This window comes from Pseudomonas sp. B21_DOA (genome assembly GCA_030544685.1).
Taxonomy (GTDB): domain Bacteria; phylum Pseudomonadota; class Gammaproteobacteria; order Pseudomonadales; family Pseudomonadaceae; genus Aquipseudomonas; species Aquipseudomonas fluorescens_AO.
The window spans coordinates 5,097,138-5,123,159 of sequence record CP086683.1 but is presented as its reverse complement, the minus strand read 5'-3'; the positions used below and the strand labels follow the sequence as shown (position 1 = coordinate 5,123,159).

The following is a 26,022-nucleotide window of genomic DNA, read 5'->3' as shown; positions in this document are numbered from 1 at the left end:
TTTACAGCCTCCTTCCCGACAATCGCTGCACACACGGCAATACGCCGTAACACGGAGATCTTCCATGAGCGTTCTGGACGGGGTGTCACTGCTGTTGGCAGTGGGGCTGTTCATTTATCTGTTGGTTGCGCTATTGCGCGCGGACCGGAACTAGGAGCGGCTATGCACAGTTATGACTATTGGCTGATCCTCGGGTTTTTGCGCTGGTCTTGCTGCCGGCGCCGTTCCTTGGGCGCTTCTATTACAAGGTGATGGAGGGCCAGCGCACCTGGCTGACGCCGATTCTCGGCCCGGTCGAGCGCGGTTGCTATCGTCTTGCCGGGGTCGATGCGCAGGCGGAGCAGAGCTGGCAGAAGTACACGCTGGCATTGCTGGCGTTCAACCTTGCCGGTTTCCTGCTGCTGTTTGCGATTCTGCTGTTCCAGGATCACCTGCCGCTAAACCCGCAAAACCTGCCGGGCCAGGAATGGACCCAAGCGTTCAACACCGCGGTCAGTTTCATGACCAACACCAACTGGCAGTCCTACAGCGGCGAAGCGACCCTCAGCTATCTGAGTCAGATGGTCGGCCTCACTGTGCAGAACTTCGTCAGCGCCGCCACTGGCCTCGCCGTGCTGGTCGCGTTGTGCCGTGGCATCGGGCGCAAATCGACGAAAACCCTGGGGAATTTCTGGGTCGACATGACTCGCGCCACCCTCTACGGCCTGCTGCCGCTGTGCCTGTTGCTGGCGCTGTATCTGGTCTGGCAGGGCGTGCCGCAAACCTTCGCCCAGTATGTAAATGCCGTGACCCTGCAAGGCGTCGATCAGGTGATCCCGCTCGGCCCGGCCGCCAGTCAGATTGCGATCAAACAACTGGGCACCAACGGTGGCGGTTTCTTCGGCGTCAACTCGGCGCATCCGTTCGAGAACCCCACCGCGTGGAGCAACCTGTTCGAAGTCGCTTCGATCATCCTGATCCCGGTGGCACTGGTGTTCACCTTCGGCCACTACGTCAAGGATCTGCGTCAGAGCCGCGCGATCATCGCCTGCATGTTGGCGTTGTTCCTGATCGCCGGTGCGACGTCGTTGTGGGCTGAGTATCAGCCGAATCCGACCCTGAACAACGCCGCCGTTGAGCAGACTGCACCGCTGGAAGGCAAGGAAGCGCGCTTCGGTACCACCGCGACGGTGCTGTGGTCGGTGACTACCACGGCGGCTTCGAACGGCTCGGTGAACGGCATGCACGATAGCCTCACCCCGCTGAGCGGCATGGTCGCGCTGGTCAACATGATGGTCGGCGAAGTGATCTTCGGCGGGGTCGGCGCCGGGCTCTACGGCATGTTGCTCAACGTGCTGATCGCGGTGTTCCTCGCCGGCCTGATGATCGGTCGGACGCCGGAATACCTCGGCAAGAAGCTTCAAGCGCGTGAGGTGCAATTGCTGGTCGTAACCTTGTTGGTGATGCCGGTCGGCGTGCTGGTGCTCGGCGCCATTGCGGCCACGATTCCCAGCGCTGCGGCAACCATCAGCAACCCCGGCCCGCACGGTTTCAGTCAGTTGCTCTACGCCTACACCTCGGCGAGCGCCAACAACGGCTCGGCGTTCGGTGGCCTCAGCGCGAACACGCCGTTCCACAACCTGATGCTCGGCCTGGGCATGTTGATCGGCCGCTTCGGCTACATCCTCCCAGTGCTGGCACTGGCCGGTAGCCTGGCGATGAAGAAAAGCGCACCGGTCGGCCAGAACAGCTTTCCGACTCACGGCCCGCTGTTCGTGACCCTGTTGACCGTGACCATTTTGCTGGTGGGCGGCCTGACGTTCTTGCCGACGCTGGCGCTCGGTCCTATCGCCGAACATTTAAGTATGGGCTTCTAAGGAATCCATCATGAATATGCCTGCAATCAAACCCGCCGCCGTCAAAGCGCCGGAACAAGCCAAAACCGCGATCTCGGCCCTGTGGCGTCCGGCGCTGGTGCAAGCCTTCGTCAAGCTCGACCCACGACAACTGGCGCGTTCGCCGGTGATGCTGGTGGTCGAACTGACGGCGATTTTCACCACTGTGCTGTGCTTCCTTCCGGATGCCGACGTGCCGACCTTCGTCGCCGCGCAAATCGCTCTGTGGCTGTGGTTCACCGTGCTCTTCGCCAACTTCGCCGAGGCCCTGGCCGAAGGTCGTGGCAAGGCTCGCGCCGACAGCCTCAAGGCCGGCAGCGAAGGCCTCAGCGCCCGCTGCCGCCAAGCCGATGGCAGCTTCAAGATCGTGCCGGCTGCCAATCTGCGCAAGGGCGATGTGGTGCGTGTCGAAGCTGGGAAATGATCCCCGGTGACGGCGAAGTCATCGAAGGTATCGCGGCGGTCAACGAAGCGGCGATCACCGGTGAATCGGCGCCGGTGATCCGCGAGTCCGGCGGCGACCGCTCGGCCGTCACCGGCAACACGCGATTGGTGTCCGACTGGCTGCTGGTGAAGATCACCACCAACCCTGGTGAATCGACTCTCGACCGCATGATCGCCCTGGTCGAAGGCGCCAAACGCCAGAAAACCCCAACGAAGTGGCGCTGGATATCCTGCTGATCGGCCTGACCCTGATTTTTCTGCTGGTGGTCGTCACCCTGCAACCGTTCGCGCATTTCGCCAATGGCAACCTGCCGCTGGTGTTCCTCGTGGCGTTATTGGTCACGCTGATCCCGACCACCATTGGCGGTCTGCTGTCGGCCATCGGTATCGCCGGGATGGATCGGCTGGTGCGCCTGAATGTGATCGCCAAGTCCGGTCGCGCAGTGGAGGCGGCGGGTGACGTGCACGTGCTGTTGCTCGACAAGACCGGCACCATCACCTTCGGCAACCGTCGTTGCAGCGCGGTGTATGCCGCGCCGGGTGTGACCGGCCGTGAGCTGGCCGAAGGCGCGCTGTTCGCCTCGCTGGCCGATGAAACCGCTGAGGGCAAGTCGATCGTCGAGTTCCTTCGTGGCCTGCATCCGCAGCCGGAGCCGGCCCCGGAAACCCTGACCGCCGTGCCGTTCAGCGCGGAAACCCGCTTGTCCGGCGTCGATTATCAGGGCCGCGTGTATCGCAAAGGCGCGGTGGATTCGCTGCTGGCGTTTCTCGGTCAACAGCGTAGCGATCTGGCCCCGGCGCTGGCGCGGGAAATCGACAAGATTGCCCAGAGCGGTGGCACGCCGTTGCTGGTCTGTGCTGACGGCAAATTGCTTGGCGCGATCCATCTCAAGGACGTGGTCAAGCCAGGCATCCGCGAGCGTTTTGCCGAGCTGCGCAAACTGGGGATTCGCACGGTGATGGTCACCGGCGACAACCCGCTGACCGCTGCTGCGATCGCCGCTGAAGCCGGCGTCGACGATGTGCTCGCCGAAGCCACGCCGGAGAAGAAACTCGCGCGGATTCGTCACGAGCAGAACGACGGTCGCCTGGTCGCCATGTGCGGCGACGGCGCCAACGACGCCCCGGCGCTGGCCCAGGCAGACGTCGGCATGGCCATGAACGATGGCACGCAAGCGGCACGCGAAGCGGCGAACATGGTCGACCTCGACAGCGACCCGACCAAGCTGCTCGACGTGGTGCAGATCGGCAAGGAATTGCTGGTGACCCGTGGCGCGCTGACGACCTTTTCCATCGCCAACGACATCGCCAAATACTTCGCGATTCTGCCGGCGCTGTTCGCCTCGATTTACCCGCAGCTGGGCGTGCTGAACATCATGCATCTGAGCAGTCCGCAGAGCGCGATTCTCTCAGCCATTGTGTTCAACGCGCTGATCATCGTTGTGCTGATTCCACTGGCATTGCGCGGCGTGCGCGTGCAGGCGGCGAGTGCGGCGGCGTTGCTGCGGCGCAATCTGCTGATCTATGGCGTCGGCGGGATTGTCGTGCCGTTCGTGGGGATCAAGGTGATCGACATGCTGCTTACGGCGTTGCATCTGGTGTGAGGCTGAAAAGAGCCCCTCACCCTAGCCCTCTCCCGGGGGAGAGGGGACTGACCGAGGTGTTTGTGCGAGGTTCGCCGACCTGAAATTCCGAGCCGAACTCAGGTCTTGAACAGCATGAAGATCGGCTCCCTTTCTCCCTCGCCCCCTTGGGGAGAGGGCTGGGGTGAGGGGAAAAGATCTCCCTGACACCCGGCAAAAGTTTGTCCAACGAATTCGAGGATCTTGAAATGTCCACAATGATACGCCCGGCCCTGACCCTGTTAGCGCTAATGACCCTGATCACCGGCGTCGCCTATCCACTCGCGGTCACCGGCATCGCCCAGGTCGCCTTTCCCGACCAAGCCAACGGCAGCCTGATCCACGACGCCGACGGCAAAGTCCGCGGCTCGTCGCTGATTGCCCAGGATTTCAGCGGTGACAACTGGTTCCACCCACGGCCATCCGCCGGGGCTTTTGCCACGGTCGCCAGCGGCGCCAGCAACCTCGCGCCAAGCAATCCGGCCCTGGCGACCCGCGTGATCGAAGACGCGCAAAAACAACAGGTCGCTGGGCAGGGGCCGGTGCCATTGGCCTTGCTGACCACCTCCGCCAGCGGCCTCGATCCGCACTTGCCACCGGCGGCAATTGCCTATCAACTGGCGCGTGTCGCGGCGGCGCGCAACCTGCCGGTATCGACTTTGCAGCAATTGCTCGACCAGCACATCGAACAACCGCTGGTGGGGCCGCCGGTGGTGAATGTGCTGGAGCTGAACCTGGCACTGCAAAACCTGTAATTCAGTTGATACCGATCGTTCCCACGCTCTGCGTGGGAATGCATCAATAGACGCTCTGCGTCTGCTTTTATGGGACGCAGAGCGTCCCGGGCTGCATTCCCACGCAGAGCGTGGGAACGATCAAACCTCAGAAGAAAGAGAGCATCCCCAGCATGAGCGACTCCGGCCGCGCCGACGCATTGTTAGCAGACCTGCCCCGCGCTGGCCGTGGCCGGCTCAAGGTTTTTCTCGGGGCGGCGCCCGGGGTCGGCAAGACCTACGCCATGCTCCAGGCCGCGCACACGCAACTGCGCCAAGGCGTGAAGGTTCTCGCCGGCGTGGTCGAAACCCATGGCCGCGCCGAAACCGAAGCCTTGCTCGGCGGCCTGCCGCAGCAACCGTTGGTGCGCAGCGAATACCGTGGCGTGCTGCTCGAAGAAATGGACCTCGACGGCTTGCTCGCGGCCAAGCCGAAGCTTGTGCTGGTCGATGAACTGGCTCACAGCAACGCCCCCGGCAGCCGCCACGCCAAGCGCTGGCAAGACATTCAGGAACTGCTCGCCGCCGGCATCGACGTGTTCACCACGGTCAACGTCCAGCACCTGGAGAGCCTCAACGATCAGGTGCGCGGCATCACCGGCGTGCAGGTGCGCGAAACCCTGCCGGACTGGGTCTTGCAGGAAGCTTTCGAGCTGCTGCTGATCGACCTGCCGCCGCGTGAATTGCTCGAGCGTCTGCGCGAAGGCAAGGTCTACGTACCGGAGCAGGCCCGCGCCGCCATCGACGCTTTTTTCACCCAGACCAACCTTACCGCCCTGCGTGAACTGGCAATGCAGACCGCTGCCGCGCAGGTCGACAACGATCTCGCCCAAGGCTATCGCCAACTCGGTCAGGCCGCGCCGGCTGTGCGCGGGCGTTTGCTGGTCGGCGTCGATGGTGATGCGCAGGCCGAACGGCTGGTGCGTCACGCCAGTCGCGTCGCCCAGCGCCGGCATCTGCCGTGGAGTCTGGTGCATGTCGACAACGGCAGCGCTCGGGATGAGCAATCACGCTTGCGTCTGCAAAGCGCCCAGCAACTGGCCGAACGTCTCGGCGGCGAAGTGGTGCTGTTGCGGGCCGGCGAAGTGGCGAAAACCCTGATTCAGCACGCTGGCGAACGCCGCGCCAGTCTGCTCTTGGTCGGTCAGTCGCGGCCACGCTTGCGCCGTCGCTTGTTCGGCGGAGGCCTGGCGGCGCGCCTGCTGCGTCAGGCGCACGGTCTGGAAATCAACGTCCTCGACAGTGACCACGAACAGCATCAACCGCGCCCGCGCAATCCAGTGACGCTGGTGTGGTTCGATTACGCGCTGGCGCTGGTGGCGACGTTGTTGGCCAGCGCGTTGGCCTGGGCGGTGTCGAGCGTGTTGCCGCTGCCGAACATCTCGCTGGTGTTTCTCGCGGCGGTGTTGCTGGTGGCGGTGCGCAGTAGCCTCGGCCCGGCGCTGGCCTGTGCGGCGCTGTCGTTTCTCACCTACGATTTTCTGTTCATCCCACCGAATTTCTCGTTCAGCATCCAGCGCGAAGAAGACGTGCTGACGCTGCTGTTTTTCCTGTTGATGGCGGCGCTCACCGGCAATCTCGCAGCACGGCAGCGGCGACAATTGCAGGCCTTGCGCGACACCCAGGAAGAAACCAGCGAACTGCTCGACCTGTCGCGCAAACTCACCGCCGCGACCGATCGCCAAGCCGTAGTCAGCGCCGCTGCGCAACACCTCGAAGGCTGGAGCGATTTGCAATTGTGCCTGCTCGACCGCGACGGGCAGGGCGGCTGGAAGGTCGAAACCGGCGGACCGCTGCAATTCACCGAGGCCGAACGCGCCGCCGCCGATTGGGCCTGGCAACACGATCAACCGGCGGGCAAGGGCACCGGCACCTTGCCGCTGGGGCGTTGGTGGTGGTGGCCGTTGTCGGTCGAGGACGGGCCGCTGGCGTTGCTTGGTGTTTGCGCCAAGGAAGGCCAGAGCTTGAGCGGTCAGCGCCGACGTTTGCTCACTGCGCTGAGCCAGCCGTTGGCGCAAGCCCTGGCCCGCGCGCAATTGGCCGATGACCTCGAAGCGGCGCGTCTGCACGGCGAAACCGAACAATTGCGCAGCGCCTTACTGGCCTCGGTGTCCCACGATTTGCGCACACCGCTGACGGCCATGCGCGGCAGTATCGATAGCCTGTTGGCTCTCGGCGAAGCGATCCCGCTGGAGGATCGCCGCGAGTTGCTCGAAGGCACCCGCGATGAGGCCGAACGCCTCGACCGCTACATCCAGAACCTGCTCGACATGACTCGGCTCGGCCACGGCGCCTTGAAGCTGGCGCGGGACTGGGTATCGCCGGCCGATATCGTCGGCAGTTCGCTCAATCGCCTGCGCGCCGTACTGGCGCCGCTGCACGTCAGCACCGAAGTACCGGCCGAATTACCGCTGCTGTATGTGCACGCGGCGCTGATCGAACAGGCGCTGGTCAACGTGCTGGAGAACGCCGCGCGCTTTTCGCCCAGCCACGGCCGCCTGCAATTGCGTGCCGGCGCCGATGAGCAGCAGATTTTCTTTTCGGTCAGCGATGAAGGCCCGGGGATTCCCGAAGAGGACCGAGCGAAGATTTTCGACATGTTCTACACCGCCGCGCGCGGAGATCGCGGCGGGCAGGGCACGGGGTTGGGACTGGCGATCTGTCAGGGCATGGTCGGCGCTCACGGTGGGCATATTTCCGTGGCTGACGGCATCGACGGGCGTGGCACCTGCATCACCTTGCACCTGCCATTGCAGGCGCAGCCGGGCATGGACGGTGAAGCATGAAGTCGACTGCGCTACTCTCTTGCGACTCTTTTGTGTTGATGTGAATTCATGAGCCAGACCGCGACCATTTTGGTCATCGACGACGAACCGCAGATCCGCAAATTCCTGCGCATCAGCCTCGCTTCACAGGGCTATAAAGTGCTCGAGGCCGGCACCGGTGCCGAAGGCCTGGCGCAAGCCGCGCTGAGCAAACCGGACCTGGTGGTGCTCGACCTCGGCCTGCCGGATATGGACGGTCAGCAGGTGCTGCGCGAGTTGCGCGAGTGGGCGACCACGCCCGTGCTGGTGTTGTCGGTGCGTGCCAGTGAAGGGCAGAAGGTCGAAGCGCTGGATGGCGGCGCGAACGACTACGTGACCAAACCGTTCGGCATCCAGGAATTTCTCGCCCGTGTTCGTGCTTTGTTGCGTCAGGCACCAGCGGGGAGGCGCAGCCAGCGGCGCTGAGTTTTGGCCCGTTGACCGTGGATCTGGCTTATCGGCGCGTGCTGCTCGATGGCGCTGAAGTCGCCCTGACCCGCAAGGAATACGCCGTGCTCGCGCAACTGGCGCGGCATCCGGGGCGGGTGATCACCCAGCAGCAATTGCTCAAGGATATCTGGGGGCCGACGCACACCGAGGACAGTCATTACCTGCGCATCGTGGTCGGGCATCTGCGCCAGAAACTGGCGGATGACCCGACCCGGCCACGGTTTATCGTGACTGAGGCGGGGGTGGGGTATCGGTTGTTGAGTGCTGATGGGTTGTAGTTTTGTGTTGTATGGTCGGGCGCCATCGCGGGCAAGCCCGCTCCCACAGTGAGCTATGTATCACCCAGATTTCATTCCCCCGAGAACCCTGTGGGAGCGGGCTTGCCCGCGATGAGGCCGGAACATTCACCCACAGCCTTCAGGTAATTAACCCTGCTCCTGCTCATACCGATCCAGCGTATCACTGGCAATTTCCCGCCCCAGGGCGATCAATTCCGGCGCCTTGTAGAACTCGAAAAACCGGCACACCCGCTTCGGCACGTTGATCAGGATATCCGGGGGATACCCGGCAATCTTGTACTGCGCCAGTGAGGTCTGCATGACCTCGAAACTCTGGTTGATCAGATCCAGCAACGACGCCGGCCCGACGTTATCGATGATGAACGAACCGGTGGCGGATTTCGGTGCACCCTCGCGTTCCGGGGCGGCGGCCGGTTGCTGGCTTTCCGGCTCGACGCCTTCGAGCCACGGATTGATCTCCGCCGCCTCGGCGCGCAGGGCTTCCTGTTCCAGCTTCAACAATTGCTCGGCCTGTTTACGCCGGAATGGCAACTTCGAACCCAGGGAGTTGATCAGGCTGTCGAAGCGCGAACGAAACGCTGCTGGCCGCTCGATCACCGGCAACTTGTACTGCCGCTGGTTGGTGGCGTTGAGGTTGACCGCGATGATCAGATCGCAGTGACTCGACACCACCGGAACGATCGGCAACGGATTGAGAATGCCGCCGTCGACCAGCATGCGGTTGCCCTGCATCACCGGGGTAAACAGGCTGGGAATCGCCGCAGAGGCGCGCATGGCCTGGTGCAGGCAGCCTTCCTGAAACCAGATTTCCTGCTGGTTGGTCAGATCGGCGGCGACGGCGGTGTAGGGGATGCGCAGGTCCTCGATATTGATCTCGCCGACGATCTTGCGGATCTGCCCGAAGACCTTTTCACCGCGAATCGCGCCGAGACGGAAACTCACATCGACCAGGCGCAGCACGTCGAGGTAATCAAGGCTTTCGATCCAGCGCCGGTACTCATCCAGTTTGCCGGCGGCATAGATCCCGCCGACCACCGCGCCCATCGAACAGCCGGCAATGCAGGCGATGTCGTAGCCGCGTTTTTCAATTTCTTCGATAACGCCGATATGGGCATAGCCCCGGGCGCCACCGGAGCCCAGCACCAGTGCGACACGCTTTTTCATCAAACTTCCTCCGGACAAGCCTGCACAATGCACGCATCGGCCAAGCGGCTCAATCGCCAAGGTCGTTGCGCGAAGCGGTGACGTCGTTTTTCGTTCGCGGTGCAAGCTTGCGCGCTATGCTCTGCGCCACGTGGTTTGACCGGTCAGCGAGGCACTTTTTCGCCGCTTGACCGTCTTACCTGCACGACTGTTGACCTACCTTGAGGTGTGAGTGATGAAAGCCTGGATCTGTGTACCGTTGATGGCTCTGGTTCTGGCCGGTTGCGCCGGCAAAACCGCGTACCGCGACAGCTGCGGCAGCCAACTCGACGCGGCCTGGCACGAACTGGACCTGGCCAAGGCCGAAGGCTTCGCCGGCACCGTCAGCTATTCCAAAGCGCTGTCGCTGCTGACCGCCGCCAAGACCCAGCAACAATTCGAAGGCTTCGAAGGCTGCAGCAAGAAAGCCGAGAAAGCCCGTTTCTACATTCGCGAATCCCGCGCAGGAAGATAAAAAAGCAGCTGCAAGTTTCAAGCTGCAAGCGGCAAGCTCAAAGCGACCCCATTCAGCTTGAAGCTTGCAGCTTGCAACTTGAAGCTGTCTACGGAGTAGACCCCCATGATCGATCGCTTGGTGGCTCATGTGTTGAGCCTGGATGTGCGGCTGCTGGCCTGTCAGGCGCGCTTGACTGCGCGTACTGATCCGGAGGCGTTGCATGATTTGCGCACTACGGTGCGGCGCTTGCGCAGTCTGTTGCGGCCGTTGCGCGGCTTGCCGGGTGTCGAGCAGCTGGAGGCGGCGGCTTCGGCGGTGGGCGAGCTGACCACGCCGTGGCGTGATCGCGAAGTGCTGGCGGCGTATCTGCTCGAGCATGACCAACCTGAGGCTGCGCAGCGGCGTCTGGCGCAGATGGCCGAGGCGTATCCGGCGCTGGCGGCGAGTGCGGAATTGGCTTCGCTGCTGATGATTCTTGACGCTTTTCCACGCTTTTTGCGCGCGTCCCAGCGTCAGGGCTTGCTCAAGGATCTGGATAAACGCATTGAAAAACGCTTGGGCAAACAATGGCAGAAGCTCGACGCGGCGCTGCACGATCCCGCCCATGACCGCCATCGTCTGCGCCTGCTGATCAAGCGCGTGCGCTATGGCATCGAAGCCTATCCCGAGCTGGATCGCTTGCCGAAACCGGCTTACAAACGCCTGAAATCCGCGCAAGGCGCACTGGGCGACTGGCACGATTGCTGGCAATGGCTGGCGCGCGCCGAGCAGGAGGCCGATCTGCAACCGTGCGTGGCCACCTGGCAGGCAGGGTTGATCAAGGCAGAGCTGAAGGCCGATCGAGTGCTGGAAAAACTCAGCGCGACGTGTTTCAAATCCTGATATCGCCGCATCCCCTTGTAGGAGTGAGCCTGCTCGCGATAGCGGTCTGTCAGTCGACAATTCATTGTCAGATAAATCGCTATCGCGAGCAGGCTCACTCCTACATGGGATTTCGGCGTGACGGATATTGGCGCAAGGCCTATCTGTCAGCCCATTTGACCGGAATAGACGCTGCGCCGCCGCCCTGCGCTGGTTAAGATCCGCGCATCCCTTTTTCGTTTTCCGAGGTTGCCATGCGCTTTTGCGATCTGCTTGATGCTGTCCGCCAACAACCTGAAGTGACCATCCCCGCCGAATGGGGGCAGGGCCGCGCCAGTTTTGGCGGGCTGGTGGCTGCGCTGCAATTTGAAGTCATGCGTACCAGGGTGCCGACGGAGCGCCCGGTGCGTTCGCTGGCGATTACCTTTGTCGGCCCGGTCGAGCCGGAGGTGCCGGTGAGTTTCGAAGTCGACGTGCTGCGTGAAGGCAAAGCCGTCAGCCAAGTGTTGGGCCGCGCCATGCAGAATGGTCAGGTGGTGACGATCATTCAGGGCAGCTTCGGTGCCTCGCGGCCTTCGGAAGTCGCCGTCGAAGCCTACCCGGCGCCCACCATGAAACACTGGGACGAATGCCAGGAGCTGCCCTACATCAAAGGCGTGACCCCGGAATTCCTGCGCCATCTGGCGATGCGCTGGAGCGTCGGCGGGATTCCGTTCTCCGGCACGCCATCGCGCTTGATGGGCGGCTGGGTGCGCTTGCGTGGGGATGTCAAAGAGGAGCCGGTCAACGAGGCGCATCTGCTGGCGCTGGTGGATGCCTGGCCACCGGCGCTGTTGCCGTATCTGAAGAAACCGGCACCGGGCAGCACGCTGACCTGGACCATCGAATTCGTGCAGCCGTTACACGACTTGAGCACGCTGGATTGGTGCCAATACCTGGCCGATATCGAATACGCAGCCGACGGTTACGGCCATGTCGCCGCGAAGCTGTGGAGTGCGAAAGGGAGCTGATTGCCATGAGCCGGCAGACCGTAACGATCTTCGCCTGACTCAATGCCGACGGTGGCGCTCACGCCAGGCGCGCCACCAGCCACCGCTGAGAAAGAACCGCGGAAAGGTCAGAAACTGCTCGACCAGCAAACGTGACACGGCGTCTTTGCGATCACTGAACGGCTCGGAGGCTTGCGCTTCCAGGCTGTGGCCGTGGCGCTGCAGACCCAGCGCCGCGACAATCCCGATCACACCGATGGCGACGCTGGCCAGACTCAAGCTGAACACCCCCGACACGATCAACAGAAACGCCACAATGAACAGCGGCACGGCAATCAGGTGCAGGACCAGATTGGCCGGATGCTGGTGATTGCCCGGGTAGGCGCGCCATTGCCACGCGGGAAGGTTGGGGTGACGTTTGCCCATGTTTGCTACTCCTCGATCCATGTTGAACACATGCTTGAAGAATAGGCCCGGTCGCGGAGGGCGGCGAATCAAGGTTGGCTATTGAGCTGATAGCGGCAATGGCAAATCTGATGTCGCCTGAGCGGACGGCATCGCGGGCAAGCCCACTCCCACAGTGTGCTCGGTGTACGCACAATTGTTGATTGTCGAAAATCCCTGTGGGAGCGGGCTTGCCCGCGAAGAGGCCATTAGAGTTTCAACTGACCTATCGCCTTGTTCAACTCCCCGGCCAGCGTCGCCAACTCATTACTGGTCGTCGCCGAATCCACCGTCTGCTGCACAGTGTTCTCGGTCACGTCACGAATACTCACCACCGCCCGGTTCATCTCCTCGGCAACCTGACTCTGCTGTTCCGCCGCCACGGCAATTTGCGTGTTGCTTTCGCGCATCTGCGCCACCGCCCCGCTGATTTCCGCCAGCGCCGCGCCAGCCTCCTGGGCCTGCTGCACGCAGTCGTCGGCCTTAAACGAACTCTCCTGCATGAAATCCACCGCATCGCGGGTGCCGGCCTGCAACGCGGCGATCATGCCGGTGATCTCGTCCGTGGACGCCTGCACGCGCTTGGCGAGGTTGCGTACTTCATCGGCGACCACGGCAAAGCCGCGCCCCATCTCCCGGCGCGGGCCGCTTCGATCGCCGCGTTGAGCGCGAGCAGATTGGTCTGTTCGGCGATGCTGTGAATCACACTGACCACGCCGTTGATCTTCTGACTGTCCTCGGCCAGCCGTTGAATCATTTCTGCCGTCTGCTGCACGCCGCTGGACAGCCCGGCAATCGACTGCTGCACCCGCGCCACCACCTGCTGGCCGCTACCGGCGAGGCCGTCGGCGGTTTTCGACAGGTCACGAGTAGCGCCGGCGTGTTGCGCGATGTGATAAACGGTGGCGGTCATTTCGTTGATCGCGGTGGCAGCCTGGTCGGTTTCGCTTTGCTGGCCGAGCATGCCTTGGCGCACATCATTCATGCTCGAGGCCAGCCGCGCAGCCCCGTCATCCAGTTGTCGTGCGGTGTTGGCAACTGTGGTTACGACGCGTTGATAACCGGCCTGCATGGCATTGAAGGCATTGGCCATTTGCCCGACTTCGTCCTTGCCCACCAGCGGCACGCGAGCAGAGAGGTCGCCGGTTTTTTCAACGTGCAGCATCACGTCTTTCAACGTGTTGAGCTGGCTGAGCAAAAAGCGGATCAGCAGTTGCGAAGCACCGAGCATCGCCAGCATCAGGATGAAGACCGCCAGTGCATAGTTGGCGAAACGCTCGCTGAACACTTGGCTCAGGCTCGGCGCGCAGGCGATGACCGCCACTTGCTCGCCGTCGGCCCGGCTGAACACCTCGGCGCCGATCAACGGATTTTCGCCAAACAGCGGCAGATGATTGATGGCGTTCCAACCGACGCTGCCGCTGATTTCCAGCAGCGGTTGATCATTGAGACGCGGCGCTTCACCGCGCTTGAAGGTCAGCACTTGAGCGGACTTGGGCAACGGTTGCCCGAGCGGCCAGGCCTTGAGCAACTGCGCCTGCGCCTGCGCGGACACCTGCGCGGCGTGGCTGCGGGCCTGTTGTTCGAGATGTACGGCGTACAGTACGAGCAGCAGGGTGGTGACAAAGGCGACCGCGTTGACCGCCCAGAATTTGTATTTCAGCGAGATGTTGCTAAGCCAGGCACCCATGGAGGTCTTCTCTGATAGCGGAACAGTTTTGGCAAGGTGCCATTATTGTGCCGCTATACAGATTCGGGAGTTTTGATATGAATCAACAGATGCCGAGATCTATTGTGGGAGCGAGCCTGCTCGCGAAAGCGCTGCGTCATTCAGCCCATTTGTAGCTAATCCACCGCCTTCGCGAGCAGGCTCGCTCCCACAGGGGACGTGTGCAGTCAGGGGAGAATGGGGAGTTTAAAGAACGCCCGGGCACACGCGGTGCTATGCGCGGCCAGCGCTTCCTCGGTCTCGCCACGGTGCAACGCCACCTCTCGCAGCACTTCGGTTAGATACGCCGGCTCGTTACGGCCGTTTTTCGGCTTCGGCCGCAACGTGCGCGGGAGCAGATACGGTGCGTCGCTTTCCAGCATCAGCCGTCCCGGCTTGATCTCTTTCACCAGCGGATGCAGATGCGTGCCTCGGCGCTCATCGCAGATCCAGCCGGTAATGCCGATGTGCAGATCCAGATCGAGGTAGCTGAACAGGGCTTTCTGCTCGCCAGTGAAGCAGTGCACCACCGCCGCCGGCAGTTGATCGCGGAAGTCCTTGAGGATCTCCAGCAGGCGCTGGCTGGCATCGCGCTCGTGCAGAAACACCGGCAATTGCAGGTCGACGGCCAGCGCCAGATGTTCTTCGAGAACCTTTTCCTGCTGCGGGCGCGGGGAGAAGTCGCGGTTGAAATCCAGCCCGCATTCACCTACCGCGACGACGCTGGATTCGTTCAACAGACTGCGCAGGCGACGAGCACTGTCAACGTTCCAGTCGCTGGCCGAATGCGGGTGGATACCGGCGGTGGCGAACAGCCGTTGGCCACTTTCATCCAGTTGCTGGCACAGTTCCAGCGCCTGCTCGCTGCCATCGACGCTGGTGCCGGTCAGCACCAGTTGGCAGACGCCGGCGGCGTAGGCGCGGTCGAGCACGGCCTGGTGTTTGTCGGCGAAACTGGGGTTGGTCAGGTTGACGCCGATATCGATGAGTTGCATGGTGCTACCTCGGGCCGAAGGCCGGAAAGCATATCAGAGCTGTAGATTTATAAGAAAAGCCAAGAACTACAACGACTTATGGCTGTCTGTTGAGGCCGCGAAGGACTCCGGGGTGGCGGCAATGCCATCACTGTGCCAGTCTCTCGCACTTTATCAGCGCTCAAAGCGCTCTGTTTTCGTCGGTGATGCCGTCTCTTTTGCGACGAATCGCCCCGTATTCTTTTCGGAGAGTGGATGCATCGTCCCTCGGTTCTGCTGCTGTTGTGTGCTGCGTTGCTGCTGCCGATGACGGCGGTCGCGCGCCTGCCCGGGCCGCTGCAAGCCGTGCCGGCGAGCAAGGTTCGCGATCTCTCCGATATTCGCAGCAGCCGCGTGTTGCGGGTGTTGGTCAATCAGAGCCGCAACAGCTCCGGCGAAGTCCAGGGTCAGGCCATCGGTGTCGAGTACCACCGACTGCGCGCTTTCGAGCAATACCTTAATGGCCATGCTCGTGACGGCCAGGAAGTCACCCTCAAGATCATTCCCAAAGCCAAGGATCAATTGCTCGGCGCCTTGCAGCGCGGCGAAGGCGATATGGTCGCGCCCGGTGAATTGCTCGATCTGCCCTCGGGCTATGCGGTCGCCAGCAGTGAGCCGATTGCCAGCAACGTACCGCTGGTGCTGGTCGGCATCAAAGGCCAGCGCCGTTACACCAAGGTCGAGCAACTGTCCGGCAAAACCCTGGCGCTGCCCACCGGCAGTGCAGCGGGGAGGTGGTCAGTCAGCTCAACCAGAAACTGGCGCTGCACAAACTGGCGCCGATCAATATCGAATGGGTCGATCCAACCTTGGCCGTGGAGGACGTGCTGGAAATGGTCCAGGGCGGGATTTTCCACCTGACCATTGTCGAACAACCGATTGCCGAGCGCTGGGGCAAGATCCTGCCGAAGCTGCGCCTCGACCGGCAACTGAGCCTCGGCGAGCCGGGCGAGGAGCACTGGTTTGTGCGCCGCGACGCTTCAATGTTGCGCGCGAGCATCGATCGCTTTCTCACCGGTTACAAGAAACCGTCGGATGAAGACGCCGCGTTTCTGCGCATCTATCGACGCTTGTATCAGGTGCACAATCCGCTGGCCAAAGCCGATCGCCAGCGCCTGGAAAAACTCCGTCCGACCCTGCAGAAGCACGCCGATGCGCAGAACATGGACTGGCTTAATCTGGCGGCGCTGGCGTTCAAGGAATCGCGTCTGCAGCCCAACGCTCGCAGCGGCAGCGGCCCGACCGGGCTGATGCAGATCACCCCGTCCGCCGCGCAGCGGGTCGGCGTGAGCAATATCCAGAATCTCGATGCGAATGTACAGGCCGGCGCCAAGTACCTGGCGATGATCCGCCGCAAGTTCTTCAGCAGCCCGAAACTCAACGAGCGTGAGCGCATGGCCTTCACCCTCGCCGCGTACAACATCGGCCCCGAGCGCGTGCAGGGCATGCGCGCCGAAGCCCGCCGCCGCGGCCTCAATCCCAACCAGTGGTTCTTCCAGGTCGAGCGCATCGCCATGGAGCAGGTGGGGATGGGCGCCGTCAGCTATGTTAATAGCGTGAACAAGTATTACCTGGCATTTGACCGGGAGCGTGAGTCGCTCGAGCCCCGGCAGCAGAAAGTGGTTACACGGAAATAATCTAATAATTCGATTGTTATGGCGAATTTTTTGCGCTTTAAACATGAAATAAACTGATTAATATAGCGACCAACCCAAACACACAAACACTTCTGCACAACAAGGAATGCACCATGAGCTCTCTGATCAACAAGGTTCTGTTCACCCGCGCCGGTTACGGCCTGACTGTCCTGCGCATTGCTGTCGGCGTGATCTTCGCCGCCCACGGTTCGCAGAAACTCTTTGGTCTGTTCGGTGGTTACGGCCTGGCCGGCACCGCGCAATGGATGGAAAGCATCGGCCTGACCCGGGCTATTTGATGGCCTCGCTGGCTGGCGGTACCGAGTTCTTCGCCGGTCTGGCGCTGATCATCGGCCTGCTGGTGCGCCCGGCGGCACTCGGTCTGGCGTTCCTCTCGCTGGTGGCGATCTTCTCGGTGCACATCGGCAACGGTCTGTTCATGGCCAACAACGGTTATGAGTTCGCCCTGGCTCTGCTGGCCGGTAGCATCGCGGTACTGATCGAAGGTGCCGGCAAGCTCTCAGCGGATCGCGCCATCGCCGGTTGAGCGCTCTAACTCAAGGCAAAGGCCCGCATTGCGCGGGCCTTTTTTGTTGTGGGGATTCTTGACACTGGTCGGTCACGTTCTCTAGGATGTTGCCCATGCGCCGATTTAAACAGCTACTTGCGGGGCGCCAGGTGACTTCTACAGTTACCGTCAGAAGCCGGAACAGGGCTTCGAAATACCGCTAAAGCGCTGGTTCGGTGTTGCCTCTCACCTGCCATGCAGACTTTTGAGGCAGAGACACGACACGATGAACGCACTACGCCCTCCAGCACGTCCCGCGCCGATCACGGCACATGTCACCCAGCGCAACCCGAAAATCCTTCTTGGCGGCAAACACCAGCCGACGCTGTTGCGTTATCTCGATGGCTGGCCACGTCGCAGCGGCGGCCCTGCCGCGTTCCTGATCCAGTTTGTCGATGATGGCGAGTCGCTGGCGCGTTTCGCTACGGACAGCTTCGATCTGGCGGTGATTCAGGCGCCGAGCGCAGAAGATGCGCCGGAAATGATCAAGCAACTGACCCGCGTAGCGCGGCAGGGCCTGATCACTCGGCGCTGATCAGTCTTACGGGTATTCAATCGCAACGATGTAAACGAACTGCTCGCCGGTCGGCGTCTGCACCCGCACTTCCGCGTCGAGTGCCTTGCCGATCAGCGCGCGGGCCAGCGGCGAGTCGATGCTGATCAAACCCTGTTTAAGGTCCAGTTCATCGGGGCCGACGATGCGGTAGCGCGATTGCTTGCCGTCTTCGTCTTCGATGGTCACCCAGGCGCCGAAATAGACCTTGTTCGGATCGCTGGGTTTTTCGCTGACCACCTTGAGCGCTTCCAGGCGTTTGGTGAGAAAGCGCACACGGCTGTCGATTTCGCGCAGCATCTTCTTGCCGTAGGTGTACTCGGCGTTTTCCGAGCGATCGCCCTGCGCGGCCGCTTCACTCACCGCCTGCGTGACCTGCGGGCGACGCACATGCCACAACTCATGGAATTCGGCGCGCATCCGCGCTTCACCTTCAGGGGTGATCAGCGCGGTGCCGGCGGTGCGGGGAGGGCGATAACGGCTCATGGCGACTTCTTGTGATTAAGACCGCGTGAGTCTATCAACCCTCGCGCAACACTGTCAGCGGGCTGGCGTTCAACGCCCGACGGGTGCCGAACACGCCGGCACCACCGATCAGCGCGGCGCCAATCACCGGTAGCACCAGCAGCCATGGATGCGGATGCCATGGCAGATCAAAAGCGAAGCGGTACAGCACCAGACTGACCACCTCCGAACCGATCGCCGCGAGCAGACCGCTGACCGCACCCAACAAACCGAACTCGATACGCCGCGCCTTGATCAGCAACTGCCGCTCGGCGCCCAGCGCGCGCAACAGCGCACCCTGGCGGATGCGTTCATCCAGCGTCGCTTGCAGACCGGAGAACAGCACCGCCATCCCCGCAGCCAGAACAAACAACAGCACATATTCCACCGCCAGGGTGACCTGAGCGAGGATGCTGCGCAGTTGTTCGAGCAACGCTTCGACCTGCAGGATGGTCACCGCCGGGAAGGTCCGCGACAGCTCGACGATCTGCTGATCGTGCCCCGGCGCCAGATAGAAACTGGTCAGGTAGGTCGCCGGCAGATCCTTCAGGGTGCCAGGCTGGAAGATCATGAAGAAGTTCGGCTGGAAATTGTCCCAGTTGATCTCGCGCAGGCTGGTGACCTTCGCTTCCCGATTGACCCCGCCGACACTGAACACCATGTGATCGCCGAGTTTGAGTTTCAGGCTTTCGGCAACCTTGCCTTCCACCGAAACCTCCGGCACGTCGTCGGACGGCTGGCCGCTCCACCATGAGCCGGCGGTGAGCTTGTTGCCGGCCGGCAGATCCGCCGCCCACGTCAGGCTCAGGTCGCGCTGGATGGCGCGGTCACCGGCCGAGTCCTTGCTGACGATTTGCTGCACCGGCTCGCCATTGATGCTGATCAGTCGCCCTGGCACCACCGGATACAACGGCGCCGCTTGCGCGGACACCTTGATCAGGTGATCGGCGAAAGCCTGTTTGTCCGCTGGCAGGATATTCAGCGCGAAGTAGTTCGGCGCGTTTTTCGGTAGCTGGTTCTGCCAGGTGTCGAGCAGTTCGCCGCGCAGCAGCGCGATCAGCGCCATCGACAACAGGATCAGACCGAACGCCAGCGACTGCCCGGCCGCCGCCAATGGATGGCGCAACAACTGGCCAAGGCCCAGACGCCAGGGCAACGAGGCGCGGGCGAGCATGCGGCGCAGGCTTTGTAGCAGCAACAACAGCAGGCCACCCAGCACCAGCGCGGCGACCACGCCACCGCCGAGCAGCGCGAAGGTCAATAACAGGTCGAGACTCAGGCGCCACATGATCAGGCCCAGCGCACCCAGCGCCGCGCCGTAGACCATCCATGTACTCGAGGGGATCGGCAGCATGTCGCGGCGCAACACCCGCAGCGGTGGCACGCGACCCAGTGCAGCCAATGGCGGCAAGGCAAAACCGGCCAGCGCCACCAGCCCGGTGCCAATTCCGGCTATCGCCGGAAACAGGCCGCCCGGTGGCACATCATTCGGCAACAAATCATGCAGCAGGGCGAACAGCCCCAGTTGCGCCAGCCAGCCGAGCAGGGCGCCGCTGACCGCCGCGACCAGTCCAAGCACAGTCAGTTGCAGGCTGAACAGCACCATGGTTTCCCGGCGCGACAAGCCGAGGCAGCGCAGCAAGGCACTGGCATCGAAACGCCGGCTGGCGAAACGGTTCGCCGATAACGCCACTGCTACACCAGCCAGCAACACCGCAACCAGGCTGGCCATGTTCAGATAGCGCTCAGCCTTGCCCAGCGCACCGCCAATTTGCCGGTTACCGTCACGGGCATCCTGAATTCTCTGGTTCGCAGCCAGCCCCGGTTTGATCAACTCGCGATAGGTCTCCAGCGCCTGCGGTTCGCCGCGCCACAGTTCGCGATAACTCACCCGGCTGCCCGGTTGCACCACGCCGGTGGCGGCGAGGTCTTCTAGGTTGATCAGCACCCGTGGCGTCAGGCTGTAGAAGTTGCCGGCGCGATCCGGCTCGTAGGTCAGCACGCGGGTCAGCTTCAAGGTCTTCATGCCGACATCGATGCTGTCGCCGATCTTCAGATCCAGCGCGGTCAACAGACGCGCCTCGACCCAGGCTTCACCGGGTTGCGGTTCGCCGCCGACTTCTTCCTGGGCAAAGGGTGCGGGCGCGCTTTTCAGCTCCCCACGTAGCGGATAGGCACGGTCGACGGCTTTGATGCTGGATAACTGAATGCCGTTGTCAGTGGCAATGACGCTGGAAAACTCCACCACTTGCGCATGATTCAGGCGCAGTTCGGTGCCGCTGCGGATTTGCTCCTCGCGGGCCGGCGAGCTGCCTTCCAGCACCAGATCAGCGCCAAGAAACTCGGTAGCGCGCAGCATCATCGCGCCGTTGAGACGGGCGCCGAAGTAGCCGATCGCGGTGCTCGCCGCGACGGCCACCACTAACGCAAAGAACAACACGCGCAGCTCACCGGCGCGGGCATCGCGCATGAGCTGGCGCAGGGCAAGGCTGAACAGACGCAACAGCGGCAGACGTGCCATCAAGGCTCCAGAGGGGCGACCAGCAGCCCGGCTTCAAGACGGATCAGGCGCCGGCAGCGATGAGCCAGGCGTTCGTCGTGGGTCACCAGCACCAGGGTGGTGCCGCGTTCCTTGTTCAATTCGAACAGCAAGTCGCTGATGCGCTCGCCAGTGTGGCTGTCGAGGTTGCCGGTCGGCTCGTCGGCGAACAGCACATCCGGTTCGGCGGCGAAGGCGCGGGCGATGGCGACACGTTGCTGTTCACCGCCGGAGAGCTGGCGCGGCGAGTGGGTCAGGCGCTGGCCGAGACCGACGCGCTGGAGCAATTGCGTGGCGCGCTCGCGGGCATCTTTGCGGCCGTCGAGTTCAAGCGGCAGCATGACGTTTTCCAGCGCATTGAGGCTGTCGAGCAACTGGAACGACTGGAAGACAAACCCGACGTGCTCGGCGCGGATTCGTGCGCGCTGGTCTTCGTCGAGATTGCTCAGGCCCTGGCCGGCGAGGGTGACTTCGCCGCTGCTGGGCAGGTCGAGGCCGGCGAGCAGGCCGAGGAGGGTGGATTTGCCGGAACCGGACGCGCCGACGATGGCCAGGCTGTCGCCCTTGTTCAGTTCCAGGCTGAGTTCGTGCAGGATAGTCAGTTCACCTTCCGCGCTAGGGACCACTTTGCTGAGGTTCTTCGCGGTGAGAATGCTTGCGCCCATGGAGAATCCGATGCGTGTATGGTTTTTGAGTGCTGGCCTGGCCTTGATGTGCATGGCCCAGAACGCAGCGGCGGGTACTGTCCTGATCGTTGGCGATAGTATCAGCGCCGGTTTCGGCCTGGATACCCGTCTGGGGTGGGTGTCGCTGCTCGAGCAGCGGCTCAAACAGGAGGGTTTCGACGATAAAGTGGTCAACGCCTCGATCAGTGGCGACACCAGCGCCGGAGGCCAGGCGCGGCTGCCGGCGCTGCTTGCAGAGCATAAGCCGGAGTTGGTGATCCTCGAGCTGGGTGGCAATGACGGCCTGCGCGGGATGCCGCCAACGCAATTGCAACAAAATCTTGCCTCGATGATCGACAGCTCGCGGCAGAGCGGCGCGAAAGTGCTGCTGCTCGGCATGCAGTTGCCACCCAATTATGGCAAGCGCTACACCGATTCGTTCGCCGAGGTTTACGGCAAGCTTGCCGACGAGAAAAACATCCCGCTGGTGCCGTTTTTTCTCGAAGGCGTCGGCGGCCATCCGGACCTGATGCAGGCGGATGGTCTGCACCCGGCTGCCGGGGCTCAGGGCAAGTTGCTGGAAAATGTCTGGCCGACGCTAAAACCGCTGTTATGAGGCTTTTCTAGTGGCAGGCTTTCGGCTAATGTGGCGCCCCCTAATTTGGAGCCCCCAATGCCGCGTCCTGCCTGGTCCCTGTTTGCCTACCAACTGATCGAGCCTGACGAGCAGCTGGACCTGTTCGCCTGCCAGGAAGTGCGGGTGCATCTGGTGACGCGTCAGTTGGAACTCGGTGGCTCGGCTGACCGCACGCTCTGCGGCAGTCTGCTGCCGGCGCAACCGCGCTGGTCGAATGTCGATCGGCGGGTGTTTCAGGATCAGCGCCTGTGCTCGCTGTGCCGGGCGATTCTCGAATCGCAGAAGCGCGGTACGTCGCCGATCTGGCCCGAGCTGCGATTCGAGCTCTGAGCGCTCAAGATCAAAGTGTGGGAGCGAGCCTGCTCGCGAAGGGGTTTCATCAATCGACATTTATGGTCGCTGACACACTGCTTTCGCGAGCAGGCTCGCTCCCACCTTGAAAGCACTCTGTCGCCTGCAACTGCGTGGCCTCCCGAATCCCCAAGCCGCGGTGTACAATCGCGCCCTTATACCCTTGATGATCATGCGAAGGATTTTCCGGATGTTGCCGCGCTTTCCTGCCGTCACCCGCTGCCTGTCACTTGCCGCCCTGTGTGTGGCCGGTCCCCTTGCTGCATTGGAGCTTCCCTGCCACCACCCGGCGAGGACATCGTCGGCCAGGTGCAGGTGATCAAAGCCAAGTACGAAGACACCTTCGCCGACCTGGGCACCACCTACGATCTGGGTTATTCGGAAATGGTTGCGGCCAACCCGGGCATCGATGCCTGGCTGCCGGGCGCCGGTACCGAGATCGTTCTGCCGACGCGCTTCATCCTACCGCCGGGCCCGCGTGAAGGCATCGTCATCAACCTCGCCGAATACCGTCTCTATTACTATCCGAAAGGACGCGACGTGGTGTACACCTTCCCGTTGGGCATCGGCCGTGAAGGTTGGGGTTCGCCGATCGCGCACACTTCGATCATCGCCAAGACACCGAACCCGACCTGGACGCCTCCGGCCTCGATCAAGGCCGAACACGCCGCTGACGGTGATCCGCTGCCGAATGTGGTGCCGGCCGGTCCTGATAACCCGCTGGGCCCGTTCAAGTTCACCCTCGGCACACCGGGCTACCTGATCCACGGTTCGAACAAGAAGTTCGGCATCGGCATGCGCACCAGCCATGGCTGCTTCCGCATGTTCAACAACAACGTGCTGGAAATGGCCGGCATGGTCCCGGTGGGCACCTCGGTGCGCATCATCAACGACCCGTACAAGTTCGGTCGCAGCGGCGGCAAGGTCTATCTGGAAGCGCACACGCCGCTCGACGACAAGGGCAACCCGTCGGTGGTCGACAAGCACACGGCGGTGATCAACGCGATGCTCAAGCGTGAAGACATCACCAGCAACCTGCGCATGAACTGGGATGTGGTGCGTGATGTGGTCGCGGCCGAAGACGGCCTGCCGGTAGAGATCGCCGTGCCGAATGCTTCGGCGCCGATGGTCAGCAGTGCGCCGATCGATCTGCAGCAATAAGCGCTGACAGGAAACCCGCCGATGCGAGCAGCGTCGGCGGGTTTTTTATTGCCCGGAGAAAAGAGTCGGGCACAAAAAAGCCGACCCGGAAAACCGGATCGGCTCGATAACAATCCCGAGGGATTATTACTTGCGGCTAGCTTTTTCCAGCATGCGCAGAGCACGCTCGTTAGCTTCGTCAGCAGTCTGTTGTGCTTTTTGAGCAGCAGCCAGAGCTTCATCAGCTTTACGGTAAGCTTCGTCTGCACGAGCCTGGGAGCGAGCAGCTGCGTCTTCAGTAGCGGTCAGACGTGCTTCGGTTTCTTTCGATGCGCTGCTGCAACCGGTAGCCAGAACTGCGGCCAGAGCCAGAGCAGAGAATTTCAGAACGTTGTTCATCGTGTTCCCCTTCAAGGACTTTCAAATTAAGTGGCTGTCTCCTCACGATTGAGGAAATAGCCGGCGTACATACTACCCATTACTTGTAGTAAGTAAACTGACGTAGCGCAAGAAGCAAAAAAATTGTAGGCGTTGATTCTTTTTCGAGCAACTTTTAACTGCACTGTATAAAAAATATCCAGCTGCAAGCCCCGGCGTGAGCGACTCAAACGGAAAAAGTTCCCGTGCTCGGATGCTGTTTTTGTCACTTCGGCTAAAGTCTTTCTAAATGAATTCGTCCACACTTTTGTTCAGGTTCTGCGAAGCGCTTCGCGTATCTTTGTTGATGTTCAGGTGACTTTAAAAAAGGTTGCACGTCTTAAGTCTCAACATTCCCGGCAATGTACAGGCAAGCGGCACGCAAAGATTGTCTTGCGACCGAACCTGCGAGCATCGAAGCCTTGAACGCAAACCGTCCGATGACGAGCGTACCTTGAGCATTTTCGCCAATGGTGCCTACTATTCAGCAGGTGTCAGATTGCGCGAGATCGGTGTGGCTCTTCTCGGTGTCCATCAGGCACGGGGTGGCGTAGATGTTCCTTCGCCGGGAAAACATCGGTAAGGTAGGGGTCACAATCCAAGACCCGCGAGGAGTAGTGATGAGCGAGGCGTTGTCCATCCACCATGACCAGGCTGGTCATCAATTCGAGACCACTGTGGACGGTCATCGTGCTTACCTGACCTACATGGATCTGGGCAAGCAGACCCTGGATATCTACCGCACCTTCGTGCCCAATGCCCTGCGCGGCCGTGGCATTGCCGCAGCGCTGACTGAACGCGCGCTGCAATACGCCGAAGAAATGGGCTACACGGTGATCCCGTCTTGCTCCTACGTCGAGCGATATATGGAACGCCATCAGCGTCGCGCCGCGAAGATCTGAACCGCACACACAAAAACGCCGGACAATGTCCGGCGTTTTTTTATGCGCACAAAACGCAACTTAGGTGCGCTGACGTTTCGGCAGCACGTCCTTGAGCTTGGCGTGCATGCTGCGCAAGGTGTTTTCGGTAGCGGACCAATCGATGCAGGCGTCGGTGATCGACACGCCGTATTGCAGGTCGGCGAGGTCTTTCGGGATTGCCTGGCAGCCCCAGTTCAAATGGCTTTCAACCATCAGGCCGATGATCGACTGGTTGCCTTCGAGGATCTGGTTGGCGACGTTCTCCATCACCAGCGGTTGCAGGGCCGGGTCCTTGTTGGAGTTGGCGTGGCTGCAATCGACCATGATGTTCGGCTTGATCTTCGCCTTGTTCAGCGCCTGCTCGCACAGGGCCACGCTGACCGAATCATAGTTCGGCTTGCCGTTACCGCCACGCAGCACCACGTGACCGTAGGCGTTGCCTTTGGTGGTGACGATCGACACGCCACCTTCCTGGTTGATGCCGAGGAAACGGTGCGGGCTGGACACCGACTGCAAGGCGTTGATCGCCACGGTCAGGCCGCCGTCGGTGCCGTTCTTGAAGCCGACGGCCGAAGACAGGCCGGAAGCCATTTCGCGGTGAGTCTGCGATTCGGTGGTACGCGCGCCGATGGCCGACCAGCTGATCAGATCCTGCAGATACTGCGGGGAGATCGGATCGAGGGCTTCGGTCGCGGTCGGCAGGCCTTTCTCGGCCAGGTCGAGCAGCAACTGACGACCGATGTGCAGACCGTCCTGGATCTTGAACGAGTCGTCCAGGTACGGATCGTTGATCAGACCTTTCCAGCCGACAGTGGTACGCGGCTTCTCGAAATACACACGCATGACCAGATACAGGGTGTCGGAGACTTCCTCGGCGAGCACCTTGAGGCGATCGGCGTATTCGTGGGCAGCCTTTATGTCGTGAATCGAGCACGGGCCGATCACGACGAACAGACGGTGGTCGGTGCCATCGAGAATGTTGCGAATGACTTCGCGGCCCTTGGTGACGGTGCGCAGGGCGGCGTCGCTCAGGGGATATCACGCTTGAGCTGATCGGGAGTGATCAGGGTCTCGTTAGAGGCGACGTTTAGGTCGTTGATCGGTAAATCAGCCATCGTTTACTCGTCAGGTCACGGGTGCCGGCCGCCAGCGATCCCCGCGCGGCGGA

General features: G+C 61.9%; 16 protein-coding genes and 9 pseudogenes. 16 read left to right on the top strand and 9 right to left on the bottom strand.

Annotated features, from left to right (window positions below):
- Positions 1-64 precede the first annotated feature (64 nt).
- From kdpF to LJU32_23625, 6 genes and pseudogenes are all read left to right on the top strand, one after another.
- The gene (kdpF, locus tag LJU32_23650; protein ID WKV88396.1) at positions 65-154 is read left to right on the top strand and encodes a K(+)-transporting ATPase subunit F; all 90 of its coding nucleotides are present in this window, start codon (positions 65-67) and stop codon (positions 152-154) included.
- An 8-nt stretch (positions 155-162) separates the two neighbouring features.
- Positions 163-1,856, top strand: a pseudogene (kdpA, locus tag LJU32_23645) (potassium-transporting ATPase subunit KdpA).
- A gap of 10 nt (positions 1,857-1,866) precedes the next feature.
- Positions 1,867-3,922: pseudogene (gene kdpB, locus LJU32_23640) on the top strand (potassium-transporting ATPase subunit KdpB).
- A 227-nt stretch (positions 3,923-4,149) separates the two neighbouring features.
- The gene (gene kdpC / locus LJU32_23635) at positions 4,150-4,695 is read left to right on the top strand and encodes a potassium-transporting ATPase subunit KdpC (protein ID WKV88395.1); all 546 of its coding nucleotides are present in this window, start codon (positions 4,150-4,152) and stop codon (positions 4,693-4,695) included.
- Between the two features lie 152 nt (positions 4,696-4,847).
- A complete protein-coding gene (locus LJU32_23630) occupies positions 4,848-7,499 on the top strand; it encodes a sensor histidine kinase KdpD (GenBank protein WKV88394.1) in 2,652 nt (883 codons plus the stop codon).
- A 48-nt stretch (positions 7,500-7,547) separates the two neighbouring features.
- Positions 7,548-8,245 (top strand): annotated as a pseudogene (locus LJU32_23625) (response regulator).
- Between the two features lie 147 nt (positions 8,246-8,392).
- On the opposite strand, the gene LJU32_23620 reads toward LJU32_23625, so the two are convergent.
- Complete coding sequence (locus LJU32_23620; GenBank protein ID WKV88393.1) at positions 8,393-9,430, bottom strand: patatin-like phospholipase family protein; 1,038 nt, start codon at positions 9,428-9,430, stop codon at positions 8,393-8,395.
- Between the two features lie 214 nt (positions 9,431-9,644).
- Between LJU32_23620 and LJU32_23615 the strand changes: the two genes are divergently transcribed.
- The 3 genes and pseudogenes from LJU32_23615 (at position 9,645) to LJU32_23605 (ending at position 11,814) form a co-directional block, all read left to right on the top strand.
- Positions 9,645-9,923, top strand: coding sequence for a hypothetical protein (locus LJU32_23615; GenBank protein ID WKV88392.1), 279 nt, complete (start codon positions 9,645-9,647; stop codon positions 9,921-9,923).
- Between the two features lie 105 nt (positions 9,924-10,028).
- Positions 10,029-10,787 (top strand): CHAD domain-containing protein, encoded by a 759-nt coding sequence (locus tag LJU32_23610; GenBank protein WKV88391.1) that lies wholly within the window; start codon positions 10,029-10,031, stop codon positions 10,785-10,787.
- Positions 10,788-11,020: 233 nt separating this feature from the next.
- Positions 11,021-11,814: pseudogene (locus LJU32_23605) on the top strand (thioesterase family protein).
- 1 nt (position 11,815) lies between these two features.
- Here LJU32_23605 and LJU32_23600 read toward each other — a convergent pair.
- The 3 genes and pseudogenes from LJU32_23600 to LJU32_23590 all read right to left on the bottom strand — a co-directional run bounded on the left by LJU32_23600 (position 11,816) and on the right by LJU32_23590 (position 14,902).
- Positions 11,816-12,181, bottom strand: a complete 366-nt coding sequence (locus tag LJU32_23600) for a terminase (GenBank protein ID WKV88390.1) — start codon at positions 12,179-12,181, stop codon at positions 11,816-11,818.
- A gap of 227 nt (positions 12,182-12,408) precedes the next feature.
- Positions 12,409-13,889, bottom strand: a pseudogene (locus LJU32_23595) (methyl-accepting chemotaxis protein).
- Between the two features lie 206 nt (positions 13,890-14,095).
- Positions 14,096-14,902, bottom strand: coding sequence for a TatD family hydrolase (locus tag LJU32_23590; protein ID WKV88389.1), 807 nt, complete (start codon positions 14,900-14,902; stop codon positions 14,096-14,098).
- A gap of 234 nt (positions 14,903-15,136) precedes the next feature.
- Here LJU32_23590 and LJU32_23585 point away from each other — a divergent pair.
- From LJU32_23585 to LJU32_23575, 3 genes and pseudogenes are all read left to right on the top strand, one after another.
- A pseudogene (locus tag LJU32_23585) lies at positions 15,137-16,557 on the top strand (transglycosylase SLT domain-containing protein).
- A 113-nt stretch (positions 16,558-16,670) separates the two neighbouring features.
- A pseudogene (locus tag LJU32_23580) lies at positions 16,671-17,104 on the top strand (DoxX family protein).
- 247 nt (positions 17,105-17,351) lie between these two features.
- Positions 17,352-17,660, top strand: a complete 309-nt coding sequence (locus LJU32_23575; protein ID WKV88388.1) for a class I SAM-dependent methyltransferase — start codon at positions 17,352-17,354, stop codon at positions 17,658-17,660.
- 6 nt (positions 17,661-17,666) lie between these two features.
- Here the strand turns inward: LJU32_23575 and greB are convergent, their stop codons facing one another.
- The 3 genes from greB to LJU32_23560 are packed head-to-tail and all read right to left on the bottom strand — an operon-like array spanning position 17,667 to position 21,386.
- Positions 17,667-18,164 (bottom strand): transcription elongation factor GreB, encoded by a 498-nt coding sequence (greB, locus tag LJU32_23570; protein ID WKV88387.1) that lies wholly within the window; start codon positions 18,162-18,164, stop codon positions 17,667-17,669.
- A 34-nt stretch (positions 18,165-18,198) separates the two neighbouring features.
- Positions 18,199-20,703 carry an ABC transporter permease gene (locus LJU32_23565; GenBank protein ID WKV88386.1) on the bottom strand — a complete coding sequence of 835 codons (2,505 nt, stop codon included), beginning with the start codon at positions 20,701-20,703 and terminating at the stop codon, positions 18,199-18,201.
- Positions 20,703-21,386 carry an ABC transporter ATP-binding protein gene (locus LJU32_23560; protein ID WKV88385.1) on the bottom strand — a complete coding sequence of 228 codons (684 nt, stop codon included), beginning with the start codon at positions 21,384-21,386 and terminating at the stop codon, positions 20,703-20,705. Before LJU32_23560 ends, LJU32_23565 begins: the two co-directional genes overlap by 1 nt.
- 10 nt (positions 21,387-21,396) lie before the next feature.
- Between LJU32_23560 and LJU32_23555 the strand changes: the two genes are divergently transcribed.
- From LJU32_23555 to LJU32_23545, 3 genes and pseudogenes are all read left to right on the top strand, one after another.
- Entirely contained in the window at positions 21,397-22,002 is a 606-nt protein-coding gene (locus LJU32_23555) for an arylesterase (GenBank protein ID WKV88384.1), read from the top strand.
- 57 nt (positions 22,003-22,059) lie between these two features.
- Positions 22,060-22,353: a hypothetical protein gene (locus LJU32_23550; GenBank protein WKV88383.1), complete on the top strand. Its 294-nt coding sequence runs from the start codon at positions 22,060-22,062 to the stop codon at positions 22,351-22,353.
- A gap of 211 nt (positions 22,354-22,564) precedes the next feature.
- Positions 22,565-23,535, top strand: a pseudogene (locus tag LJU32_23545) (L,D-transpeptidase family protein).
- A gap of 126 nt (positions 23,536-23,661) precedes the next feature.
- On the opposite strand, the gene oprI reads toward LJU32_23545, so the two are convergent.
- A complete protein-coding gene (gene oprI, locus LJU32_23540; GenBank protein WKV88382.1) occupies positions 23,662-23,913 on the bottom strand; it encodes an outer membrane lipoprotei OprI in 252 nt (83 codons plus the stop codon).
- Between the two features lie 638 nt (positions 23,914-24,551).
- On the opposite strand from oprI, the gene LJU32_23535 reads away from it, so the two are divergent.
- Positions 24,552-24,833, top strand: a complete 282-nt coding sequence (locus tag LJU32_23535; GenBank protein WKV88381.1) for an N-acetyltransferase — start codon at positions 24,552-24,554, stop codon at positions 24,831-24,833.
- A gap of 60 nt (positions 24,834-24,893) precedes the next feature.
- On the opposite strand, the pseudogene LJU32_23530 reads toward LJU32_23535, so the two are convergent.
- A pseudogene (locus LJU32_23530) lies at positions 24,894-25,969 on the bottom strand (3-deoxy-7-phosphoheptulonate synthase).
- Between the last annotated feature and the right edge of the window lie 53 nt (positions 25,970-26,022).